The sequence below is a fragment of the Mesorhizobium sp. CA16 genome (assembly GCF_020165175.1).
In the GTDB taxonomy this organism is placed as follows: Bacteria; Pseudomonadota; Alphaproteobacteria; order Rhizobiales; family Rhizobiaceae; genus Mesorhizobium.
Genome location: NZ_JAIUHP010000003.1, coordinates 265152 through 288426, shown reverse-complemented (window position 1 = coordinate 288426; position 23275 = coordinate 265152). Strand labels below are relative to the sequence as shown.

Annotated in this window: 24 protein-coding genes; 15 read left to right on the top strand and 9 right to left on the bottom strand. The window is 63.2% G+C overall.

What is annotated here, in order from left to right:
- Window positions 1-89 precede the first annotated feature (89 nt).
- Entirely contained in the window at window positions 90-2858 is a 2769-nt protein-coding gene (locus LB525_RS07375) for a DUF2339 domain-containing protein (protein WP_224544135.1), read from the top strand.
- A gap of 405 nt (window positions 2859-3263) precedes the next feature.
- On the opposite strand, the gene LB525_RS07370 is transcribed toward LB525_RS07375, so the two are convergent.
- A complete protein-coding gene (locus LB525_RS07370) occupies window positions 3264-3515 on the bottom strand; it encodes a prevent-host-death protein (RefSeq protein WP_224544134.1) in 252 nt (83 codons plus the stop codon).
- 210 nt (window positions 3516-3725) lie between these two features.
- Here LB525_RS07370 and LB525_RS07365 point away from each other — a divergent pair, with 210 nt between their 5' ends.
- The 8 genes from LB525_RS07365 (at window position 3726) to LB525_RS07330 (ending at window position 11291) form a co-directional block, all read left to right on the top strand.
- Complete coding sequence (locus LB525_RS07365; protein WP_224525150.1) at window positions 3726-4244, top strand: RNA polymerase sigma factor; 519 nt, start codon at window positions 3726-3728, stop codon at window positions 4242-4244.
- Entirely contained in the window at window positions 4241-5035 is a 795-nt protein-coding gene (locus LB525_RS07360; RefSeq protein ID WP_224544133.1) for an anti-sigma factor family protein, read from the top strand. The genes LB525_RS07365 and LB525_RS07360 overlap by 4 nt, the downstream gene beginning before the upstream one ends.
- Before the next feature lie 208 nt (window positions 5036-5243).
- Window positions 5244-6341, top strand: coding sequence for a GNAT family N-acetyltransferase/peptidase C39 family protein (locus tag LB525_RS07355; RefSeq protein WP_224544132.1), 1098 nt, complete (start codon window positions 5244-5246; stop codon window positions 6339-6341).
- Between the two features lie 4 nt (window positions 6342-6345).
- Entirely contained in the window at window positions 6346-7809 is a 1464-nt protein-coding gene (locus tag LB525_RS07350; protein WP_224544131.1) for a RimK family protein, read from the top strand.
- Between the two features lie 230 nt (window positions 7810-8039).
- A complete protein-coding gene (locus LB525_RS07345; RefSeq protein WP_224544130.1) occupies window positions 8040-8318 on the top strand; it encodes a DUF3303 domain-containing protein in 279 nt (92 codons plus the stop codon).
- Entirely contained in the window at window positions 8315-8950 is a 636-nt protein-coding gene (locus tag LB525_RS07340; RefSeq protein WP_224544129.1) for a hypothetical protein, read from the top strand. Before LB525_RS07345 ends, LB525_RS07340 begins: the two co-directional genes overlap by 4 nt.
- Window positions 8951-9176: 226 nt before the next feature.
- Entirely contained in the window at window positions 9177-10166 is a 990-nt protein-coding gene (locus LB525_RS07335; RefSeq protein ID WP_224544128.1) for a DMT family transporter, read from the top strand.
- A gap of 234 nt (window positions 10167-10400) precedes the next feature.
- Complete coding sequence (locus LB525_RS07330; RefSeq protein ID WP_318012395.1) at window positions 10401-11291, top strand: fatty acid desaturase family protein; 891 nt, start codon at window positions 10401-10403, stop codon at window positions 11289-11291.
- A 13-nt stretch (window positions 11292-11304) separates the two neighbouring features.
- Here the strand turns inward: LB525_RS07330 and LB525_RS07325 are convergent, their stop codons facing one another.
- The 3 genes from LB525_RS07325 to LB525_RS07315 all read right to left on the bottom strand — a co-directional run bounded on the left by LB525_RS07325 (window position 11305) and on the right by LB525_RS07315 (window position 15008).
- Entirely contained in the window at window positions 11305-13374 is a 2070-nt protein-coding gene (locus LB525_RS07325; protein WP_224544126.1) for an EAL domain-containing protein, read from the bottom strand.
- A 132-nt stretch (window positions 13375-13506) separates the two neighbouring features.
- The gene (locus tag LB525_RS07320; protein ID WP_140842479.1) at window positions 13507-14145 is read right to left on the bottom strand and encodes a YfbR-like 5'-deoxynucleotidase; all 639 of its coding nucleotides are present in this window, start codon (window positions 14143-14145) and stop codon (window positions 13507-13509) included.
- On the bottom strand, window positions 14145-15008 hold the full coding sequence (locus LB525_RS07315) for a YgfZ/GcvT domain-containing protein (RefSeq protein ID WP_224544181.1): 864 nt from the start codon (window positions 15006-15008) through the stop codon (window positions 14145-14147). Before LB525_RS07315 ends, LB525_RS07320 begins: the two co-directional genes overlap by 1 nt.
- Window positions 15009-15092: 84 nt before the next feature.
- Here LB525_RS07315 and LB525_RS07310 point away from each other — a divergent pair, with 84 nt between their 5' ends.
- The gene (locus tag LB525_RS07310; protein ID WP_224544125.1) at window positions 15093-16424 is read left to right on the top strand and encodes a dihydroorotase; all 1332 of its coding nucleotides are present in this window, start codon (window positions 15093-15095) and stop codon (window positions 16422-16424) included.
- A 50-nt stretch (window positions 16425-16474) separates the two neighbouring features.
- The gene (locus LB525_RS07305) at window positions 16475-16699 is read left to right on the top strand and encodes a hypothetical protein (protein WP_095766953.1); all 225 of its coding nucleotides are present in this window, start codon (window positions 16475-16477) and stop codon (window positions 16697-16699) included.
- A gap of 122 nt (window positions 16700-16821) precedes the next feature.
- Here the strand turns inward: LB525_RS07305 and LB525_RS07300 are convergent, their stop codons facing one another.
- The 4 genes from LB525_RS07300 to LB525_RS07285 form a co-directional block, all read right to left on the bottom strand.
- The gene (locus LB525_RS07300; protein WP_224544124.1) at window positions 16822-17610 is read right to left on the bottom strand and encodes a hypothetical protein; all 789 of its coding nucleotides are present in this window, start codon (window positions 17608-17610) and stop codon (window positions 16822-16824) included.
- A 124-nt stretch (window positions 17611-17734) separates the two neighbouring features.
- Window positions 17735-17992: a hypothetical protein gene (locus tag LB525_RS07295; RefSeq protein WP_040984202.1), complete on the bottom strand. Its 258-nt coding sequence runs from the start codon at window positions 17990-17992 to the stop codon at window positions 17735-17737.
- A 354-nt stretch (window positions 17993-18346) separates the two neighbouring features.
- Entirely contained in the window at window positions 18347-18724 is a 378-nt protein-coding gene (locus tag LB525_RS07290; protein ID WP_224544180.1) for a TIGR02301 family protein, read from the bottom strand.
- 71 nt (window positions 18725-18795) lie between these two features.
- A complete protein-coding gene (locus LB525_RS07285) occupies window positions 18796-19221 on the bottom strand; it encodes an NUDIX hydrolase (protein WP_224544123.1) in 426 nt (141 codons plus the stop codon).
- Between the two features lie 117 nt (window positions 19222-19338).
- On the opposite strand from LB525_RS07285, the gene LB525_RS07280 reads away from it, so the two are divergent.
- Entirely contained in the window at window positions 19339-20100 is a 762-nt protein-coding gene (locus LB525_RS07280) for an SOS response-associated peptidase (protein WP_224544122.1), read from the top strand.
- Between the two features lie 110 nt (window positions 20101-20210).
- On the opposite strand, the gene LB525_RS07275 is transcribed toward LB525_RS07280, so the two are convergent.
- On the bottom strand, window positions 20211-20366 hold the full coding sequence (locus LB525_RS07275) for a hypothetical protein (protein WP_095766957.1): 156 nt from the start codon (window positions 20364-20366) through the stop codon (window positions 20211-20213).
- Between the two features lie 391 nt (window positions 20367-20757).
- On the opposite strand from LB525_RS07275, the gene cysS reads away from it, so the two are divergent.
- The 3 genes from cysS to LB525_RS07260 all read left to right on the top strand — a co-directional run bounded on the left by cysS (window position 20758) and on the right by LB525_RS07260 (window position 23265).
- Window positions 20758-22209: a cysteine--tRNA ligase gene (cysS, locus tag LB525_RS07270; RefSeq protein ID WP_224544121.1), complete on the top strand. Its 1452-nt coding sequence runs from the start codon at window positions 20758-20760 to the stop codon at window positions 22207-22209.
- Between the two features lie 274 nt (window positions 22210-22483).
- Entirely contained in the window at window positions 22484-22882 is a 399-nt protein-coding gene (locus LB525_RS07265; RefSeq protein ID WP_224544120.1) for an endonuclease domain-containing protein, read from the top strand.
- Entirely contained in the window at window positions 22879-23265 is a 387-nt protein-coding gene (locus LB525_RS07260; protein ID WP_224544119.1) for a VOC family protein, read from the top strand. The genes LB525_RS07265 and LB525_RS07260 overlap by 4 nt, the downstream gene beginning before the upstream one ends.
- Window positions 23266-23275 lie beyond the last annotated feature (10 nt).

Genomic DNA, 23275 nt, shown 5'->3' with positions numbered 1-23275 from the left:
GCCTTTAGCCGGCAGGACGCTGATTTGCACCAGCCGTCTCATTGCCCCATTCTTTGGCCACGACCGGTCTGGTTTTGAGGGAAACCGCCATGTTTTTCAGCCTAATCGCCATTGCCGCCGTCATAGCTCTTTTCGTCATCGTGTCACGACAGCAGAACCGCATTGCGCAGGTCGAGCGCGAGCTCGGTATCCTGCGCGGCCTTGTGCAGCCTGGAGCTTCGCTGTTGGCGCCCAACGCGGCGGACGCCGCGCAGGACGGTCTTGCCGAGAAGGCCAAGGCAGCCGCGGCGCCTGCCGCGCCGTTGGCAGATGGCGCGACCGTGGCCGAGGAGGTCGTCGAGACGCCCGAGACCGCCGAAGGCGAGGCCGTGGCCGGACCCTGGACGAAGGGCAAGGCGGCCCCGGTGCAATCCGCCGCACCGGCGCAACCCGCCACCGTAGCCGAGACGCCCGCGGCCGGATCTCCCGAGGCCCCCAAGGCGGCGCGCCAAACCGATGTCGAAACAGCGCTGGGCACTCGCTGGGCAGTCTGGGTCGGCGGCATCGCGCTTGCGCTGGGGGGCCTGTTTCTGATCCGCTACACCATCGAGGCCGGCATTTTCGGCCCTGGCGTGCGCCTCGCCATGGCCGGCATCCTCGGCCTGGTGCTGATTGCCGGCGCCGAATTCATCCGCCGCACCGGCTTCAGGGTGCCGGTGCAGGGCGCCGCTGGCGCCTACATCCCCGCGATTCTGACCGGGGCGGGAGCCTTCATCCTGTTCGGCACGGTCTACGCGGCGCACGCCATCTATGGCTTCATCGGTCCGGCGACGGCTTTCGCGCTGCTTGGCGTCATCGGCGTCGCGACCATTGGCGCTTCGCTCCTGCATGGCCTGGCGTTGGCCGGCATCGGCCTCGTCGGCGCCATGGTCACGCCGGCGCTGGTCGCCTCGGAAGCCCCCAATCCCTGGGCCTTGTTCGTCTATCTCGCGATCGTGCTTGCCGCCACGGCGGCAATCGCCCGCATCCGCGACTGGAAGGCGCTGGTGGCCGCGGCCTTTGCCGGCGCCGGCGTCTGGACCATTCTCTATATGGTCGACGCGCCGCAGGTGAACCTCGCCGCCGTCCTGTTCATCAGCCTGGCGACGCTCGCCGTGCTGGCTTTCGTCTGGCTCGGCCTTTTCTTGGTTACTGGCCGCGACGATACGGCGCGCGGCTTCGACTGGCCTTCGATCGTTCCCGGCTTCTTCATCGCCTTGAGCGCGCTCGGCCTGTCCGTCGATCCGGCCTTTGCCAGCGCCGGCGATGCCTTGCACGGGGCGATCCTGCTGGCCGCGCTGGTCGCGGCGGCGCTCTACCGGCCGCGCGCGCTTCCGCTCGTCTTTGCCGCCGGCATCGCGACCGTGATGATCTATCTGGGTATCATCCCGCCCGCCACGATCGGGGCGGATGCGCTCGATGTCGGGCTCGACGCTCAGCCTTTGGCGTCGTCCGACGTGCTGACTTTCCGCATCGGCGTCGCGCTCGGCATGATCTTCCTCGCCGCCGGTTTCTGGGCGGCACGCCGCTTCGCCGCCGCCGCTCCATTGCGCGCAGCCTGCTGGGCGGCCTGGGGCGTCATTGCGCCGCTGGTGGTGCTTCTGGCGCTGTGGCTGACCTTCGGCGATATCGACCGCGATCTCGGCTATGCGCTGCCGGCCCTGTTGCTGGCGCTCGCCTTCGCCGTCGGCGGCGAATGGATCGCGCGCGCCGAGGAGCCGCCGCTGGCCGGCGGCCCGGCCGTGTCATTCGCGCTCGGCGGCGCCGGTGTCGCAGGCCTGCTGATGCTGCACATGGCCTTCGGCTCCGGTTGGACGACCCTGCTGCTCGGCGCCGCCGCTGTCGTCCCGGTCTTGGCAACGCGCTGGCGCTCCTACCCCGTGCTGGGCTGGATCGCGGTGGGCGCGGCGGTCGCCGTGCTCGGCCGCATCGCCTTCGATCCGACCATCGTCGGCGCGGCGTCTCTCGCCAGGACGCCGGTCTTGAACTGGCTGCTGCCGGGCTATGGCGTGCCGGCGCTGGCCTTCGGTTTTGCCGCCTGGCAGCTCGCCCGCACCACCAATGGCCGGCCGCGCCTTGCCATGGAGGCGGCGTCGGCGCTGTTCGCGCTGCTCACCATTGCCATGCTGGTGCGCCATGCCATGCATGGCGGCGTCATCGACACCGGCACCGTCACTCTTGCCGAACAGGCGATCTACACGCTGATCGCGCTCGGCGCCGGCGCCATACTGGTCGCCATCGACATGCGCTCGCCGAGCTCGGTCCTGCGTTATGGCTCGATGGCCGCCGGCGTGGTTTCGGCCGGCCTGATCGCCGTCCAGCATTTCGTCGTGCTGAACCCGCTGCTGACGGACGAGTCGACCGGCACGGTTCCCGTCTTCAACCTTTTGTTTCTCGCCTATCTGCTGCCGGCGGTCGCCGCCGGGGCGCTGGCGCTCTATGTCCGCGACAAGCGTCCGCGATGGTATGCAGCGATGCTGGCACTGATCGCCGCGCTGCTTGCCTTCGCCTATGCCACGCTCTCGGTGCGTCGCCTGTTCAACGGCGAGTTCATCGCCCTGTGGAGCGGGCTCGGCCAGCTCGAGACCTATACCTACTCCGCGCTCTGGCTGGTCATCGGCGTGGCGCTGCTTGCCGCCGGCGTCCGGCTGAAATCGCAGGTATTGCGCGTCGCGTCGGCGGCGCTGATCGCGGTCGCGGTGCTGAAAGTCTTCCTCTTCGACATGTCGGAACTCGAAGGCGTGCTGCGCGCGCTGTCCTTCATCGGTCTGGGTGCCGTGCTGATCGGGATAGGGCTGTTCTATCAGCGGCTGCTGACAAGGGCGGCGAGGGAAGCGTGAAAGGCTGGAGCTCCTTGGGTCGTTGCGGCTATTTTCGAACGATCCCGCGCAGCCGGCGCTGGTCGGCTGCCTCTTTGATGAGGCCAGCAATCTTTCGAACGAATGCTGGACTGAAAGAACCGATGGGTTTCACCGTGACGAGGTCGTAAGCTTCGTCGGTCCGCACCCGGTTGTACTGGTCGAGGATCCGCCATGACGGAAAATCGAAGCCGCCCCTCCGACACTCGATCTCACTGACTGCAATATGCGTCGGGTTGCTGCGACGTAAGCGGGAACAGGAACAGCGCTGCCGGCGTAGTCGGAATTCTGACCACGATGCAGACAGGACGCGCCTTGCGGCCGGATTCTTCACCAGCGTCGGCCTGCCGCGCCCACAGATAGTAATACCTGAGCAGATCGCCCGGCTTAAACATCCGACCCATCGTCGGCTGTGATGGCTTCCAAACCCGACATCAGCTCGTTGTGGATCGCGTCAGGCGCGTTCTCGATCGTACAAGCGGCGGCATCAGACGAGCCAACGAGTTGCCAGTATTGTCTGGCTGAAAGGATGATCAGCTTCTCTTTACCGCGTTTCGTAAGAGCTACAGGCTCGATCATCGCCGTTTCGAGGATCTCGCCCGATGCGCGGTTCATGTCTGAAAAGGTGAATTGTTTCATCGGCGCCTCATGCGTAATATACCCAGTATACCTATTTTACGTACTAAATAGTGGTCCTATGCGATTTGGGCCGGGAATAAACCGCCCTCCGCCGGCGTTATTCATGCGCTTGGGTAACCGCAGCGGTTGGGCCGCTTCGCGCTGACTGCTTGCACCGCGCCGCGAAGGCGCGTTCTATCCGGATGGAAAGCGACCTCGAAACAAGCGGTCATGGACGACAAGAAGGCAGCGATCCTGAGCGAAATACCGCGGTTGCGGCGCTATGCGCGCTCGCTGCTGCGCGAGCGCGATTCCGCCGACGACCTGGTCCAGGATTGCCTGGAGCGGGCGCTCGTGCGGCTCGACAACTGGCAGACTGGAGAGAGCCCCCGGAGGTGGCTGTTTACGATCATGCATCACTTGTTCATCGACCAGATGCGCAAGGTCAACCGGCGAGGCGAGGCGGCGATACTGCCTCTCGAAGCCGGTGAGGCCCAAGCCGCGCCCGCCGATCAGGTCGAGACCATCGCCTCGCGCGAGATCATGGATGCCTTGCAGGCGATCAGCCCCGATCGCCGCGCGGCATTGGTGATGGTCGCCATCGAGGGCTTTTCCTATGCCGAGGCCGCCAACATCCTTGGCGTGCCGGCCGGCACGCTGATGTCGCGCATCGCGCGCGGCCGCGAGGAATTGCGAGGATTGCTCGACGACACATCGCGCCGCCGCTCGATAAGGATCGTCGAGAAGTGACCCGCAGCGATTTTTCCGAACGCGATATCCATATGGCCCTCGACGGCGAACTGCCGGGCGAGGAGCGCATGGCTTACGAAGCCTGGCTCGAGGCCAATCCCGAGATGAAGGCGAAGTCCGCGCGCTACATTGCCGACCGCGCTGCCATGCGCGCCGCCCTGTCCGGCGTGATGGACGAGCCGGTGCCAGCGAGGCTGCGGCAGGTCGTGCTTGGCGAGGCGCCTGCAAAAGCATCGCCCTGGCGCTCGCGCTGGTGGCTCTCGGCCGCGGCCGCCGTTGTGCTCGCTGTGGGCGGGCTCGGCGGCTATGTCGCCGGCATCGACAGCGTCAGCCGCGGCGACGACGGCGACGACCAGCTCGCCGAGCAGGCGATCGCCGCCCATGTCCTGTACGCCGCCGAGAAGCGCCATGCCGTCGAGGTCCCGGCAAGCGACAAGGACCATCTCCAGACCTGGCTGTCGAACCGAGTCGGGCTGAAGCTGGTTGCGCCCGACCTGGCGGCCGAGGGCTTCCAACTGGTCGGTGGCCGGCTGCTGCCGGCCGGCGGCCAGGGCAAGGCGGCGATGCTGCTCTACGAGGACACCAAGGGCGAGCGAATCTCGCTCTTTGTTACCGCCGAATCGTCGGCGACGTCCAAGGGCACCTATACTGCCGAGGGGGGCGGACCGGAGGCGGTCTACTGGCTGGATAAAGGCTATGCTTGCGCCGTCGTCGGCTCGTTGCCGCCGGAGCGGCTGTCGGATGTCGCAAAAACCGCTTATGGCCAGCTCGTGGCAGGCATATCGAGCTGAACCGGCTGCCTTTTTCGGCGGCCGGCAGCCCTTTGAACGGCAGTCCTGTTCAAACGCTTTGCCCTTTCCAGCCGGGGCGGAAACTGTCACAATTCAGCCCTAATCAAGGAGCGATAGCGCTTGATGAATACTGGCGGTCCGGCCGGTGTTCGCGACGCATCCACCGGGGCCGTTTTCTTTAACCCAATCGAGGTTCTCCCAAGCCCGCATGCCTGCCGAGATCCGCAAGGCCCGCGCGTCAGACGTCGATGACCTCGCTGCCATCGAGAAGGCTGTTTTTCCGGGCGACAGGCTCTCGCGCCGCTCCTTTCGCCAGTTCATCGAACGCGACACCGCCGAGATGCTGGTGGCCGAGAACGAGGGCCGCGTTGCCGGCTATGCGGTGGTACTGTTTCGCAAGGGCAGCGGAGTGGCGCGGCTCTATTCCATCGCCGTCGGCCCATTCTTCGGTCGGCTCGGTATCGGCCGCCTTCTGCTGGCGGCCGCCGAGGATGCGGCCTTCGAGCACGACCGGCTGTTGCTACGCCTCGAAGTGCGCGAGGACAACGACCGCGCCATCCGGATCTACGAGCAGGCCGGCTATCGAAAACTGGGCCGCGAGCCCGAATATTACGAGGATGGCGCCACGGCGCTGCGCTACGAAAAGACGCTGCGCGGCGACACCCCGACCGCGACCAGGGTGCCGTTCTACCAGCAGACCTGCGAGTTCACCTGCGGCCCTTGCTGCCTGATGATGGCGATGGCCAATTTCGATCCTGGCTTCGTGCCCGATCCCGTCATGGAAATCCGCCTGTGGCGCGAGGCGACCACGGTCTTCATGATGTCCGGCCCTGGCGGCTGCGAGCCTTTCGGCCTGGGGGTCGCCGGCTATGAGAGCGGACTTGCGGCCGAGATATTCGTCTCCTTTTACGGCGCGTTGTTCCTGCAGTCGGTGAGGAGCGAGGACAAGCGGCGGGTGATGGAGCTTGCCCAGGTCGATTTCCGCCGTCGCGCCGAACTCTACGGCATCCCTGTCAATTACCGTCCGTTCGGCATCGGCGACATCCGTGATGCCCTTGCCGAGGGCAAGCTGGTTGTGGTCCTGATCAGTGGCTTCCTGATGTTCGGCAAGAAGGTGCCGCATTGGGTGCTGGCCATCGGCGACGATGGCGACCATATCCTGATCCACGACCCCTGGGTCGAGGATGAAAGGCAGGAAACGATCCTCGATGCCGCGAATATTCCGGTGCCCTACGACATCTTCATGAATATGGCGCAGTTTGGCCGCGACGGTTTGCGCGCCGCCATCACTCTGGGAAAACGCTGAGACAATGACCTGGGTTATCCTGACAGGCAGGCAGAACGATCTCGATCAGGTGGCCACACCCCACAAGATCATCACCAACCGCGACTATCTCGCACATCCGGCGCTGTTCCGCGGCCAGCGGCCGAAGGTGATCAACCTGTCGAACAATTACGGCTACCAGAGCCGCGGCTACTACGCCTCGCTTCTCGCCGGCTCGCGCGGCCACAGGGTGATCCCGACCGTCGAGACCATGATCGACCTTTCGGAGCGCAAGCTCTACGAGCACGCGCTGCCGGAGCTCGAGCTTGCCTTGAACAAATGCCGCAAGGATCTCGGCGGGATTTTTCCGGCCAAGGTCGCGATCTTCTTCGGCATCGGCCCGTCGAAAGTATGGGATCGTTTCGCCAAATTGTTGTTCGACTGGTTCCGCGCGCCGGCGCTCGAGGTCCATATCAAGGACAGCGCCGAATGGGCCTCGATCCGCAAGATCGGCTTCCTGCCGCTTGCCCGCATGTCCGAGGATGAGGAAGAGTTCTTCCTGCAGTGCCTGGACACTTACACCAACCGCGAATGGCGCGACACCAAGGGCCGCACGCCGGCGCGCTATACGTTCGCGACGCTGGTCGACCCGCATGAGGAACTGCCGCCGTCGGAGATTTCCTCGCTGCGCTATTGGGCGAGAATCGCCGAGAAGATGGGCGTCGAGGTCGAGCCGATCACCAGGAAGGACCTCGCCAAACTCGCCAATTACGACGCGCTGTTCATCCGCGAGACCACGGCGATTTCCAACCACACCTACCGCTTCGCGCGCCGCGCCCAGCAGGAAGGCATGCCGGTGATCGACGATCCGCTGTCGATGATCCGCTGCACCAACAAGGTCTATCTCAACGAGCTGATGACCTACAACAAGGTGCCGGTGCCGCCGACGGTGATGATCGCCGGCACGTCCGACTTCGAGTTGGCGGCGCAGACACTGGGTTTTCCGCTGGTGCTGAAGATCCCGGATTCGTCTTTCTCGCGCGGCGTCAAGAAATGCGAGAACATGGCCGAGCTGACCAAGCTCGCGACCGAATGGCTGGACGATTCCGATCTCTTGATCGCGCAGAAATTCATCCCCACCGAATATGACTGGCGCGTCGGCGTGCTCGGCGGCCAACCGCTGTTTGCCGTGCATTATCTGATGGCGAAAAAGCACTGGCAGATCGTCAACCACAAGGCCAGCGGCAAGCCCGACCAGGGCGGCATCAAGACGTTCACGCTGAAGCAGACGCCGCCGCATGTCGTCGAGACGGCGGTGCGGGCGGCAAAATGCATCGGCGACGGGCTCTACGGCGTCGACCTCAAGGAGACCAAGGACGGGGTCTTCGTCATCGAGGTCAACGACAATCCCAACCTCGACCATGGCTGGGAGGATTCGGGCGAGAAGGACGAGCTCTGGGTGCGGCTGACGCAGTGGTTCCTGGAGCGCCTGGAAAGGCCGGATAAGTAGCGGCCGGAGGAGGGGAACTGAGGAATTGAGGAACTGAGGAACTGAAGAATCTGGCGGAACCATCTGTCCTTGCGTCATCAGCCCATCATTTCTTAATCTCCTCAGTTCCTCAGTTCCTCAGTTCCTCAGTTCCTCAGTTCCTCAGTTCCTCAGTTCCTCAGTTCCTCAGTTCCTCAGGTCCCCAGTTCCTCAATTCCCCAAGTCGCAATCACTCAAACCGAGGGAAACAAATGCTGTTCCTAGTGATCGAGGACTTTCATGGCGCGGACCGCAAGGAGATCTATCGCCGCTTTCGCGACAAGGGCCGGCTGAAGCCTGACGAGCTCGTTGTCCACCACTCCTGGATCGCGGCCGATATGAGCCGCTGCTTCCTGCTGGTGGAGGCCGATGAAGTCACGATCCTGCAGCGCTGGGCGATCGAGTGGAACGACCTCGTCGAGTTCGAGATCGTTAGCCTGGTTTGCTATTTCGCCTATATTGTGGATTGCCCAGAGGCTCTAAAAAGATGATCAGGCTGTTTCAATCGGGCAATTGCGGCCGAATTCTTTACCTCGTTCTTTTGGTCTTCTTGATCGGGTTTGATTTTGCCAAGGACCCTATCCAGCATTTTCTGGTCGGGACCAAAGAGAACATTCAAAAGCAGATCTATGCGGCTGACGGCAACAGTATGGCCCTGAGCCAAAAGTCCTTTGTCGAGGAACTGAGGACGCCGGACTATGGGATGCACGATAAGCCGAAATCCGCCGAGCAACTTGCTTCCGGCATGGTCGCCAGAGGGCTCGCTATGGAGGCAAAGAGCTCCGCCATCGGCACGGTCTATATCTCCATCCTTGTGGCGATGGGCTTTGCCACCATCGTCGCGATCATTTGGATGGTATTCGCCCGCGTGCGCGACATTGGTTGGCCGGCCGCGGTAGGGTTCGGCGTTCTTGCGCCGAAGCTTGCAATTTCAGTTCTTCCCGGCAGTCTTCCGCCGCCGGCCTTTGACATCCTGCAATACAGCTTCATCGCCGCGATAATCGTGCTTGGGTTCGTGCCGGGTGGATTTGCCCACGGACCGCGTGCCGAACCGGCTCGGCAGGCAATCATACCCGAGCCGGCGCGTCGTGCCCCTGGCCAATTCGGTCAAAGACGGCGCTGAGCTGCGGCGCCAAGCGCCGGCGATCCGACCGCGCGCACACACCGAGCGCATCTGCAGCTGCACGCATTAACCCTTCGTCCAGCCAGAAAGACTTCGATTCCGTGGACCGGTACGCGCTCCATAATTTAACGATACTTAATTATGAGTTCAGTATACAAGGCATAACCAAAACCGCATCCATTCGGCAATTTGCTGGAGGCGAATGACTTTCAGCAGAGGGGGAAAATTGACAGCTGTCGTTGGACTCCGGCCACAAAACATCGCGCGTGGTATTTCGCTGATTATCGCAGCGGCCCTTGCAATTTCCATCCAGGACGTCGTTTTCAAGCTCTTCAGCGGCGAGCTGACCCTCTGGCAAATATTTTGCTTGCGTGGCGTTTTGGTTATCCCGATGCTCTTCGCAGCCTGCTGGGTGAGCGGCGCACAGCGGGGCATCCTGGAAGCCGCCTTGGGTAAGTGGCCGCTTCTGCGGTCTATGTTTATAACGGCCAGCTTGTTGGCTTTCTATGCGGCGCTTCCATTCTTAAGCTTATCGACCGTCGGAGCAGCCAACTACATAGCTCCCATTTTTATAACGTTGCTGTCCGCATATGCGATTAGAGAACCGGTCGGACCGCTGGGATGGCTGGGGGTTTGCCTCGGATTTGCGGGTGTCGTGGTTTTGCTGCAGCCGGGAACTGACGCTTTCTCTCCATGGGCATTGCTTCCAATTATCGGGGCTGCATCCTACGCTCTGGCGCATATCACGACACGGGCGAGGTGCCAGAACGTCCCCCTTGCAGCTCTATCGCTGTCACAGAATATCGTCATGTTGCTGGCCGGGGCAGTTGTCAGCTTGTCGATGCTTTGGCTCCAACCGCAAGGCACATTTGCGGACGCCTATCCGTACATTTTTGGCGCCTGGTCAAAAGTCGGTCTGAACGATTGGCTTGTCCTGACACTGCTTGCCGGATTTGCGATTATCAACGGAATGTTGCTGGGAGGGGCCTACCAGACTGCGCCGCCTGCCGTCGTTTCAACATTCGAGTACAGCTATTTGGTATTTGTCACGGTTTGGGACATTTTGTTCTTCGGGATAGCACCCAGCGCGGCCTCTATCTCGGGCATGGTCTTAATTGTAGTAGCAGGATTGCTGGTGCTACGCCGCAAAAGCGCAGTGGGGACAGAAAGTGGTGACGTTATGGCTGGCGCCCAAAAGTCAGACATCGTGACATAACCACCAAGCCCTACAAAGTAGCCATTCTGCGTACCTCGCGGCATCAACGCCGCGGCGGCAAAGCTGCCCGTGCGCCGCCGCTTCGAAGGCTTGAAGTCCGCGCAAGGAGGGAAGGGCGGCCATGACAATCCGAAAGATAAGATTACCTTACCTATTTCGCTGAAATCCTCGTTTTTCGAGAGGTTTGTTTCTGGGTATCGTGATCTCATGAACGCAATCGACCACGACGCAGCCATCGACCATCGCTCCGTGATAGCCTCGCTGACGAATGAGGAGCGCAGCCGGCTGACCGGCAAATCGGATGGGCCGGCCCTTGTTCAGTTCGCGCTCCATCTCGGCGCGATCATCCTCCTTGGCGCGCTGATCGCGGCCAAGGTGCCTTTCTGGCCGGTCCTGATGCTGCCGCAGGGCATCCTGATCGTCTTCCTGTTCACGCTGCTGCATGAAACGGTGCACAGGACGGCGTTCGAAACGCAGTGGTTGAACGATATCGTCGCGCGCTTTTGCAGCCTGGCGCTCGCGCTGCCGGCCGACTGGTTCCGCTACTTCCATTTCGCCCATCACCGCTTCACCCAGGATCCCGAAAACGATCCGGAGCTGGCTTTCCCGAAGCCCGAGACGGTGCGGCAATACATCGTCCACGTCTCCGGCCTGCCGGTGTGGTGGGGGCATGTCAAGACGCTCTACACCAATGCGATGGGGCGCTGCCGCGACACCTACGTGCCGCCGAAGGGCTTGCCGAAGGTGAAGGCCGAGGCACGGGCGATGATCGCCTTCTATGTCGTCCTGCTGGCGCTTGCGGTCTGGTTCAGGGCGTCGGTGCTGCTCTATGTCTGGATCGTGCCGGCGCTGCTCGGCCAGCCGTTCCTCAGGCTCTATCTGCTGGCCGAGCACGGTCGCTGTCCCTTTGTCGCCAACATGCTGGAAAACACCCGCACGACGCTGACCAACTGGTTCGTGCGCAAGCTCGCCTGGAACATGCCTTATCATGCCGAGCACCACGCCTATCCCGGCGTGCCTTTCCATCAGCTGCCGGAATTTCACCGCCTGATCGAGCGGCATCTCAAGGTGGTCGAGCCAGGCTATGTCAGCTTCCATGCGAAATATGTCGGGACGCTACGCTGACGGACGGTGTCACTCAGCCTGATTGGCGCAGTTGCGCCTGTGAGCGCAGCAGCCTGCCAATGTCGGACGCCTTGGCCGGCACGCCGATCAGAAAGCCTTGCGCCTCGCCGCAACCGGCTTTGCGAAGCATATCGAGCTGCGCTTCGGTCTCGACCCCTTCGGCGGTGACGGTGATGCCGAGCTCGTCGCCGAGCCTGATCACCGTGCGCACGATCGCCGCCGTGTCGCGCTTGTCGAGATCGCGGATGAAGGAGCGGTCGATCTTGATCTTGTCGACGGGGAAGCGCCGAAGGTAGCCAAGCGAGGAATAGCCGGTGCCGAAATCGTCGAGCGCGATGCGCACGCCGAGACCGCGCAATTGGCTCAGCGTCTTCAGCACCGCGTCGCTTTCGTCCATCATCACCGTCTCGGTGATTTCGAGCTCCAGGCGGTTGGCCGGCAGGCCGGAAAAGGCAAGCGCCGAGATCACACTGCGAGCGAAGCCGCCGCTCTTGATCTGCGCGGCCGAGACATTGACGGCCATGCGCATCTCCGGCGGCCAGTTCGCCGCCACGTTGCAAGCCTTGCGCAACGCCCAATCGCCGAGCTGCACGATCAGTCCGGTTTCCTCGGCGGCCGCGATGAAGTTTTCAGGCGATACCAGGCCGCGCGACCGCGAGCGCCAGCGCATCAGAGCTTCCGCGCCGACAATTTTGCCGGAGCCGATGTCGAGGATCGGCTGGAAGTCGAGTTCGAATTCGCGCCTGGACAGCGCTGCCTCGAGATCGGCCTCGAGCGCCCGGCGCTCCCGCATCAGCGCATCCATGCCCTGCTCGAAGAAGCGGTAGACGTTGCGCCCTTCGCTCTTGCCCCGGTAGAGCGCCATGTCGGCGTTGGTGAGCAGCGTGTCGGCGTCGTGTCCGTCGCCGGGATAGAGCGCGATGCCGAGGCTCACGCCAACATGCATCTCTCGCCCCTTGTCGCGATAAGGCTTGCCGACGATCTCGACGATGCGCTTGGCGAGCTTTTCGGCGCCGGCGGCGCTCTTGATGCCCGACTGGATGATGGCGAATTCGTCGCCGCCGAAGCGCGCCACCACGTCCTTGCTGCTGCGCACGGCCTGCTGTAGCCGCTTGGCGACGCATTTCAGCAGCCAGTCGCCGGCCGGGTGGCCGAACGTGTCGTTGACGGCCTTGAAGCGGTCGAGGTCGAGCGAGAGGATTGCCAGCGGCTTTGCCTCGCCAAGCGCCTGGTCCAGTTTTTCGCGAAACATCGACCGGTTTGGCAGGTTGGTCAGCGTGTCGTGATGCGCAAGATGCGTCATGCGCTCTTCGGTGCGCCGGCGCTCGGTGACGTCGTCGAAGGTCACCACCCAGCCACCGCCGCTCATCGGCTGACGGACAACCAGAAATGTCCTGCCGTCGGCAAGATACCGGTAAGTCGAATGCATCTGCCCCGCCCGCAGGCAAGCTTCGGTCTTGGCGACTTCGCTGTCGACATCGATCTTTGTGTAGATGCCGAGCTCCAGCAGTCGTTTGAGCGCGTCCCGGTGCGTCGTGCCGAACGGGAAATCCGCCGCGGCTACGTTGTAGAGCTCCAGAAAACGCTGATTGCGCACGATCATCTTGCCGCCGGCGTCATACATCAGCAGGCCTTGCGACATGTTGGCTAAGGCAGCGTCGAAGCGGCGGTGCTGCTCCTTCAGCTCCTTTTCGGCGCGCCGTTGCACGGTCACGTCCTCGTAGATCGAGACCCAGCCGCCGGAAGCCAGCGGCCGGTGCGAGATGACGATGATGCGCCCATCCGCCAGAGCCTCCTCATAGGTCGAGGGCTTCGCGCCGTCGATATAGGGCTTGCGGACGGCATAGAGCTCCTCGGCGCTTTGCGAGGCGATGCCGATATCGACGCTGTGCTGGAGGATGTCGAAGAAGCGGATGCCGGGCTTCATCACCTTGGCGTCGAGGCGGAAAAGGTCGATGTAGTTGCGGTTGCAGATAATCATCCGCTCATCGGCGTCGAACATGCACAGGCCATGCGACATATTCTCGACAGCCGCCGCGAAGCGCTCGTTCTGCGCGCGAAGTTCTTCGGCTATTCGTCGCACCGGGCCAACACCGGCCGCTCTTCGCTTGCCGGCGAACGAACCAGTCTTGACATGTGCGCCGGGCATGAGCACGCCTTCGGATCGTGACCGAACGCAAATACTGTCCTGCTCGCCGGTTAATTTAGCGTTCTATTAAGGGGTGGAATTGACCGCGCGCGAAGACTGGCGCCTGGTTTCCAGCGTCTTGAAACGCCTGAGAAAAGCTGTTTGCGCCCAGGTCACGGATTTTGGTGTGAAGTCGAAACTATCGGCGGAGAAGCCGCGCGGCCGGCCGAAATACTCGGTCGCCTCAGCGGTCGAAAAGCCGGCCAGTAGCGTCGCCTCGTAATAGGCGGCGATCTGGTCGGCGCGCTTGATGTCGTTGCGCAAGGAGGCGGCGAGTTCCGCCGGCAGCGAGAAACGCAGATGGATCGCGCGCTGCAGGCGCAGCTCGCAATCCTTGTAGGAACCGCCCATCACCGATTTGAACGGCGAGATCATGTCGCCGATGACATATTCCGGCGCATCATGCAGCAACGCTGCGAGCCGCGCCTCGGCCGGGGCTGCAGGCGCCAGTTCACCGTAGAGAGCTTCGACCAGCAGCGAATGCTGCGCCACCGAGAAGGCATGGTCGCCTCTGGTCTGGCCGTTCCAGCGCGCGACGCGGGCGAGCCCGTGCGCGATATCGGCGATCTCGATGTCCAGCGGCGAGGGATCGAGCAGGTCGAGCCGCCGGCCGGACAGCATGCGTTGCCAGGCGCGCGGCGGCGCGCCGGCCCGGTCGGCCGCCATCAGGCCCCCTCCGCGCTGACCGCACCTTCAGGGAAGGTGTACTTCACCCAGGCGGGAATGGCGAGCCTTACCGGAATCTCGCCCGCCGTGATCGCCTCGCCGGCATCCAGCGCCACCTTGACGCGGTCGATGCGGGCAATGGCGAGACCGGTCCGGTGGCCGACAGACCCGAGCGTGCCCACCAGTCGGCCGGCCACGGTGAGCTCGGTCCCGGCGGCGGGCAGGGGGCTATCGGCCGAAGCGATCAGCACACGGCGCCGCGCGGTGCCGCGATGCTGCATGCGCGAGACCACTTCCTGGCCGATATAGCAGCCCTTTTTGAAACCGACGCCGCCCGTCTCGTCGAGCAGAACGTCATGCGGGAAGGCATCGCCAAGCTGGTAGTCGCTGCCGCTTTCGGCAATGCCGTTGCCGATGCGCATGTTCAGCCAGCCATTCGGGTCGCCGCCGTCCCGCGCCTCGCCGCCATAAGTGCGCGTAACCGTGATATCTTGAAACCGCGTGTCGGAGAGCGCTGTTGAATCAGAACGTGAGGCGGTTGAATCATCACCCCATGCGACTGTGACAAGCACCTGATCCTGCTTGGCGATCTCGGCCTTTGCCCTTAGCCGGTAAAGCATCAGCCTGCGCACGAAGTCGTCGGCGATGTCGGCCCGGCATTCCAGTTGGAAGCCATCGTCGCCGGCCCGCGAGATCAGGAAATCGAACAGGATCTTGCCCTGCGGCGAAAGCAGCGCGCCAGGTTTTGCCTGGCCCCGGCCAAGGGCGTCGAGATCGGTGGTGAGGATGTTCTGCAAAAAATGCTCGGCATCGGGGCCCGACACGGAAATGAGCGCGCGGTCTTTGATTTGGGCAAAGGGCATGAGCGTGAAATCGGCCTGTCTTGCAAAACGTCCGGTCATTACGTAAGCCGGCCACACTCCCCCCGCAAGAGATTGGACCTGCCCATGGCAACCACCTTCGACCTCATCCTGACAGGCGGCACGGTGGTCAACCATGACGGCGGGGGACGGCGCGACATCGGCGTGAAGGCCGGACGCATCGCGCGGATCGGCGATCTCGGCCAGGCTTCGGCCGGCGAAACCATTGACTGCACGGGCCTGCACATCCTGCCGGGCGTCGTCGACAGCCAGGTGCATTTTCGCGAACCGGGGCTGGAGCACAAGGAGGATCTGGAAACCGGCTCCCGCGCCGCGGTGCTGGGCGGCGTCACCGCCGTCTTCGAAATGCCCAACACCAATCCGCTGACCACCAGCGAGGCAGCACTTGCCGACAAGGTGCGCCGCGCTACCGGCCGCATGCATTGCGACTTCGCCTTCTGGGTCGGCGGGACGCGCGACAATGCTCGTGATGTCGGCGAACTGGAACGGCTGCCGGGCGCGGCCGGCATAAAAGTGTTCATGGGCTCGTCCACCGGCGATCTTCTGGTCGAGGACGATGAAGGCGTCGCCTCGATCCTGCGCAGCACCCGCCGCCGCTCCGCCTTCCACTCGGAGGACGAGTTCCGCCTGCGCGAACGGCTCGGCGAGCGCGTCGACGGCGATCCGTCGTCGCATCCCGTCTGGCGCGACGAGATCGCGGCGCTGCGTTGCACGGAGCGGCTGGTGCGCATCGCCAGGCAGACACGCGCGCGCATCCATGTGCTGCACATATCGACGGCCGAGGAGATCGTCTTCCTCGAGCAGCACAAGGATGTCGCGACCTGCGAGGCCACGCCGCATCATCTGACGCTGAGCGCCGACGACTATGCGCGGCTTGGCACGCTCATCCAGATGAACCCGCCGGTGCGGGCGCCACGCCATCGTGAAGGCGTCTGGGACGGCATTTCGCAGGGCATCGTCGATGTCCTTGGCTCCGACCACGCGCCGCACACGCTGGCCGAGAAGGCGAAGCCCTATCCGGCCTCGCCGTCCGGCATGACCGGCGTGCAGACGCTGGTGCCGATCATGCTCGACCACGTCAATGCCGGCCGGCTCAGCCTGCAGCGCTTCGTCGATCTTTCCAGCCATGGTCCGCAGCGCATTTTCGGCATGGCCAGGAAAGGCCGCATCGCCGCCGGCTACGATGCCGATTTCACGATCGTCGACATGAGGCGGCGCGAGACCATCACCAACGCGCAGGCCGGCTCCAGGGCCGGATGGACGCCCTATGATGGCAAAGAGGTCACCGGCTGGCCGGTCGGCACCATCGTGCGCGGCACGCGCGTCATGTGGGAAGGCGAGATCGCGACACCCGGCCAGGGCAGGGCGGTGGAGTTCTCCGAGGCGCTGCCGGCCTGATCCCGCCGACATTGGATTTGTTAAGCGCTCTGCATTATCTTGGGTGGGCTATGACCGCGAATATTGCGCCGATCATTCCTGCGGAGTTTCCTGAACTCCAGGCGCTCGCCTGGAACCGCGATGTCGCGCGCCCTATTCCCGCGAAAGAGGCCTTTGCGCTTTACGAACGCAACTGGCGCTTTGTCGACCAAAAGCGCCTTACGGCGCGTGAGAAGCTGCTTATCATGAAATTGGCCGACGAATTCGGTCACGGCATCCTTCTGACCACTGCCTGAGCCATCGCAACAATCCTCGGCAATAGGACGATCCGCTATGATCGTGTTTCTTCGCGCCCCCCTCTGTCCGGCAGGACAGAGGGGGGCGCTGTCCCGCCAGCCTTACCGAGTAAGGGCGAAATTCAATCCCCGGCGACGAAGAACAGCCACTGTCCCGTCGGCGTGATGCCGACGCGGTAGAAGATGTAGGCGCCGAACTGCTTCATGTCGTCATAGTCGCTGGCGGTGACCAGCTTGAACAATTCGACGCGCTGCCTGGCATCGAGCTTGTCGAGCGGCAGCGCGAAGAAATACGGCCAGACATAGAGTTCCTGCGGCGTGCCGGTGTCGACATGGACGTAGCCGGCCGAAAGCACCTCTTCCAGGATGGCGAGGATTTCCTGGCCGTCGCCGTCGCCCGAAAGGCTCTTGAGGAAGGTGACCGGGTCCCCATCGATGTCGCCCAGCGACAATTGCGTCATGGAATCGCCTTTGCCGATCAGCGGCCTCAGCTTCTCGATGTCGCCGGTCCGGCAGGCCTCGATGAGCAGCCCGTGCATGCGCTTGACTGGTTCGGGAAGCGTGTTGAGGTCGTAGACGACCGCGGGCGGCGGCGCGTCAGGGTCTGCGCGCGGGCTGGTGATGCCGCCATTGGCGGGCGGCGTCTCCGGCTCCGACTTGTCGGTGTCGTCGGCCGGCTGGCGGTCCGCGGGCTTGGTGCCGGGCGGCTCCGGCATCGGCACGGCAGCGCCGGGCGCGGCGCTGTCGCTATTGGCGGGCGGGGTGACCGGCGAAGGCACGTCCTCGCGCTGAATCTCGCTCAGCGCGTAGGAAGGCGTGCTGGTAAGGCACAGAGGCAGCGCCAGGCAGGAGGCGGCGATCAGGATGCTGAGGGCCAGCCCGCGCGGCCGACCTGACATCGAAAATCTCACCGCTTGCCTCTCCATGGTTCCCGGGTTCGGCCCGGCCGGCACATTGAATGTCCGAGCGCATGGACATGATGCCCAAACGGCGCGTCAAAAGTCACTATCAAAAAGTCGCTGTCAAAACAGGTGGCTAGTGCTTCAGCCGTTCCGGCTCGAACGCGCCGGCGATCACTTTTTCCCGCATGCGGTCGAGCAGGGCAAGCGCCGAGGTCTCGCCATTGGCACGCAACATCTCGCCGAAAGCGGTCTCCAGCGCCGCTTCGGCGATGATTTCCGGTTCGATGCCGGCCGACAGGCCCTCGGCCCACGCTTCGCTGTGGCTCTCCACGGCAGTCAGCCGCTTTTCTTCCCTGACCAAAGCGTCGATGTCGCTGACACCATGTTCCATTGCGATATCCACTTTCTACAAGCGTCGATCCGACGAGGGATCCGGCTTGGTCTGTCAGTTCGTCCGCAGTCTCAATTAAGTCTTTGTAAATACGACATTTTTACGGTCGAAATCCACATTCCGGGCGAGACTGCCCTCAATTGATGCCAAGCTTAGCCGATTAGACCGGCTTGGGGCATCGAAACCTTCAGTTTGAGTTAATTCCACAACTGCGCGCTAACGTTTCATTAATGCTGTTGCGCAAGTGCAACACATGATTGCACCAGAGCGGGACAGGACACAATAAGTCACGTCACATTGGCGCCGATTGCCCGCAACAAATCTGCGCAAAACACGCAGCGGCCGAGCCGGGGCTCAATTCCCGTAGCGGGAGGCGATGTCGCGCGACAGCGTCTCGCCTTCCTTCATGTAGCGCGCGATGGCCTCGGTCGCCGACGGTGTGCATCGCGTGTAGGTGCCGCTGAAGGAGCGGTAGCCGCGGTTGAACGAGGCGATGAAGCGGGCGCGCCGGTCAGGATCGGGATTTTCCGATTCGAGCAGCTTTTCCATCTCGACCCGCCACTTGTCACCCTTCTCGCCACACAGGTTGCGCAGGAAGTGCAGCGATCCCAGAACTTCCGCCAGCCGCATCAGCCCGGGCTCGAAAGGCGCCTCGGCGGCGGGCGCCGGGGACGGTGCGACGGTCATGCTGACGGCGAGGCACGCGGCGAGAAAAGCGGGAGCGCGGGTCATCAAAGCCTTGCGGTGAAAGGGCAGGGCTTTGTGGCGAAACATTTCGTCGCCCGCAAGGCCATTCTGGATGCTCACCGCCTTGTGCCTTGCGCTGGCCCAAGCAATTCCTCGGCGACCGAGAACACGTCGCCCGCCAGCGGCATTCCTGCCATTTCCGCCAGCGTGTAGAACGCAGCGGTCTCGGCATCGTCGCTGGCAACGGGCTCGCCGCCGGCATAGGCAGCGCCGAACACGGTCAGCAGGTAGTCGACCGCGTGGTTTTCAGCATGGCCGTCGATAAGGATGTCGCGTAGCGGCCGGTAGCCTGTTGCCTCGAGTCCGGTCTCTTCCTGCAACTCGCGCGCCGCGGCTTGCGCCAGCGTTTCGCCCGGCTCGACCTTGCCGCCGGGATAGGCGTAGAGCCCTTGCGACGGTGCCCGCGCTCGCTTTACCAGAAGCACGGTGCCGCCGCGCACGACCGCAACGGAAACGGCCGGTATGATCTTGCGCTGTTCCATGCGTGCCGATCTTTCTGCAGCCTTTTGTGGATCGATTGGGCGAATCCAGCTTTAGCCGTTGCAGCCTGGCGGTTCCATCGCCACTTTCGTGGCACGTCAATCGAAGAACCCAGATCCATGTGCGGACGCTTTGCCCTGACAGCCACGCCGGACCAGACCGCCGCCTTGCTCGGCCTGGCGGAACTGGAGGAATTTCCGGCGCGCTACAACATCGCGCCAACGCAGCCGGTGCTTATGGCGCTTGCCGGGCCGCAACGCGAGCCGGGCTCGAACCTGCCGGACCGCCAGGCGATGCTTGTGCGCTGGGGCCTGATTCCTACCTGGGTCGAGGACACCAAGGCGTTTCCGCTGCTCATCAACGCCCGCTCCGAAGGCGTGCTGCAAAAGGCTTCGTTCAAGACTGCCATGCGCCACCGCCGCGCTCTGGTGCCGGCCTCCGGCTTTTACGAATGGCAGCAGTCGGGCGGCAAGAAGGGCCAGCCTTACTGGATCCGACCGAAGCGAGGTGGGGTGATTGCCTTCGCGGGCCTGATCGAGACTTACTCCGAACCTGGCGGTTCCGAGATGGATACCGGTGCGATCATCACGACCGAAGCCAATGCCGGCATCGGCCATATCCACGACCGCATGCCCGTGGTGATCGAGGAGTGCGACTTCGCCCGCTGGCTCGATTGCCGCACGCAGGAGCCGCGCGACGTGCTCGATCTGCTGAAGCCCGCCGAGCCCGATTTCTTCGAGGCGATTCCGGTTTCAGACCTGGTCAACAAGGTCGCCAACACCGGGCCCGAGATTCAGGAACGGGGCGTCGTCGGGCCACAGGCCGAGAAGCCCAGGCGCCAGAAGCCCGGCGCGGACGAAAACCAGATGACGCTCCTTTAGCGAAGGCTGCTCGCCTCGAGAGGCTGCTTTGGGGCCTTCATCTCCAGGGCGCTTGTTTGCGCCCTCATCGCCGGCGTCCCCATGGTTGGGAACCGTGCCGGTCGTTCTTGTCAGGCGGCGCGCGGCGAGACGATCTTCTGCGTCGGCTTCTTCTTCTTCGCGGTGTGAAGAAGCGCTGCGACGATGGCCGCCGGGCCGATCGCGCGGTAGTGGCTGGCGAGAGCCGGCTGCGTTTGTCGGTCCTGTTCCTGCTTGGTGCGAGCCATGATTCTCTCCCTGGTAACGGTTTCGTGTTCAGCGTTTGTCGGCTGATTCCGACCAAATCGTGACTTCTGGCGGTCTAGTCGGCGAATGTTTCATCACTGTGCCGACATGTTTAATAAAATGTTTCGGCCTGTCTTTACCTGTGACCCAACGACATGTTTCCTGAGCGGAGCGACTTGACGGCAACACCCGCCGGCGCGATAAAGCCGCCCATGAAAACGTCTTTCGCCATTTGTGGCATTTGCATTATTGGCTAGCCTCGCGCTGGTCCGGACGTTTTCGCCTCATCTTTCCCCAGATCGGAAAAAACGCCCCGGCCAGCAGGCTGGAGCCTGATTTGCGCCAACGGCGCAGAGCTGGTTCCAGGGAACCCAAATTAAGGACCGGGACCGCATGTCGGACGCATCGAAGGGCCTCAGCCTCTACAACACGCTGACGCGGACCAAGGGACCTTTCGTCCCGATCGATCCGCAAAATGTGCGCATGTATGTCTGCGGCCCGACCGTCTACGACTTTGCCCATATCGGCAATGCGCGTCCGGCGATCGTCTTCGACGTGCTCTTCCGCCTGTTGCGCCATCTCTACGGCGAAAGCCATGTCACGTATGTGCGCAACATCACGGATGTCGACGACAAGATAAATGCCAGGGCGCTGCGCGACTTCGGCGACGACATCGCGGCCGGAAAGCTCTCGCTGAACGAGGCGATCCGCAAGGTCACCGAAAAGACCGCCGATCAGTACCACAAGGATGTCGCGGCGCTCGGTTGCCTTGAGCCCACCTACGAGCCGCGCGCCACCGAGTTTGTCGCACCGCGTGCCGACGGCAAGGCCGACATGCTCTCGCTGATCCGGCAACTGATCGAACGCGGCCACGCCTATGTCGCCGCAGGCGAGGTGCTGTTCGACACCGCCTCGATGCCGGACTATGGCGAGCTCTCGAAGCGCAATCTCGACGAGCAGCAGGCCGGCGCGCGCATCGCTGTCGACGCGCACAAGAAGAACCCCGGCGATTTCGTGCTGTGGAAACTGTCGAGCCCGGAAGAGCCCGGCTGGGAGAGCCCGTGGGGCAGGGGCCGGCCCGGCTGGCACATCGAATGCTCGGCCATGTCGGCCGCCTATCTTGGCGAGGTCTTCGACATCCATGGCGGCGGCTTGGACCTGATCTTCCCGCACCACGAGAACGAGATTGCCCAGTCGCGCTGCGCCCACGGCACCAAGGTCATGGCCAATGTCTGGATGCACAACGGCTTCCTGCAGGTCGAAGGCCAGAAGATGTCGAAGAGCCTCGGCAATTTCTTCTCGATCCATGAGCTGCTGGAGACCGACACTTTCGGCGGCCGCGCCTGGCCGGGCGAGGTGCTCAGGCTGGCGATGCTGATGACGCATTACCGCGAGCCGATCGACTTCTCCGTGCGCAAGCTTGAGGAGGCGGAAAACACGCTGCGCAAATGGAAGCGCGCCGCCGACCTCGCGCCTGTTGCGGCAAAAGAATTGCCGGCCGAGGTGGTGGAAGCGCTGTCGGACGACCTCGCCACCTACACCGCCTTCCAGCGGCTGACGCAGCTCGCCGGCGAGGCGGTTGAGCACACCGGTGCCAATGAGAATACTGCCGCCGCTTCGCTGAAGACTGCGCTGGCCTTCCTCGGCTTCGATACGGGCGCGGCCAAGGTGGACGAGGCGGCGGTGGCAAAGGCGATTGCCGATCGACTGGAGTTTATCGCTGCCAAGAACTGGGCCGAGGGTGATCGAATCCGCGAAGAGCTGTTGGCACAGGGGGTGCAGCTGAAAGACGGCAAGGATCCTGCCACCGGCGAGCGCGTGACGACCTGGGAGATCAAGCGGTGAGCGACCTTGCGGGGTTGGCGAAAGCGTCGGCGACGGCCAATCTCCCCCCTTGCGGGGGAGATGTCCGGCAGGACAGAGGGGGGTGTGAAGGAACGCCAGCGCCTCAGCTTGCTCGCTTTGGCGACAACCATCTTCTGAGAGCGCAGCACTCCCGAGTTGCGGCCATGCTGGCGGGACAGCACCCCCCTCTGTCCTGCCGGACATCTCCCCCGCAAGGGGGGAGATTAGCCGGCGCGTCCGGTTTCGCTAATCTCCAGCGGAAGGCGGTCTGAACATGGGCCACGACCGCGTTCCCCTTGGTCAGCGCAGGAACGCCAAGTCGATGCGCCGCGCGATGACCGATGCGGAGCTGAAGCTCTGGAACGAGTTGCGCGCGCATCGCTTGATGGGCATGAGCTTTCGACGGCAGGTGCCGATTGGACCTTACATCGTTGACTTCGCATGTTCAGCGCATCGACTCATAGTCGAGGTAGACGGCAGCCAGCATGCCGATGCGGAACACTCACGATATGACGAGGCAAGAAGTGCATATCTAAGCGCCAGCGGCTGGACCATCCTGCGCTTCTGGAACGACGATGTGATCCGCGATATCGACAATGCCTGCCAGCACATCGTCATCGTGGCCGGCCTGGCCAATGTGCCCGCGCCACAAACGGAGGAGCTCGTCCCGTGATCGATCATCTCGGCGTCAATGTATCCGACTTCGATAAATCCAAGTCTTTCTACGACAAGGCGATGGCGCCGCTGGGGGCTTCGCTGCTCTACATGGTACCGGAAGAATATACCGGCGGCGCCAAGGTTGGCGGTTATGGCCGCGACCGGCCGGTGTTCTGGCTGAGCGATAGCAGGGACAAGCCCAAATCCACCCAGCATGTCGCCTTTACCGCGCGCAGCCGCGCCGAGGTCGACGCCTTCTATGCGGCAGCGCTTGCCGCAGGCGGCAAGGACAATGGTGGGCCGGGCCTGCGCCCGCACTACCACCCCAATTATTACGGCGCCTTCGTCTTCGATCCCGACGGCAACAATGTCGAGGCGGTCTGCCATGATACGGAATAAGCCGATGACC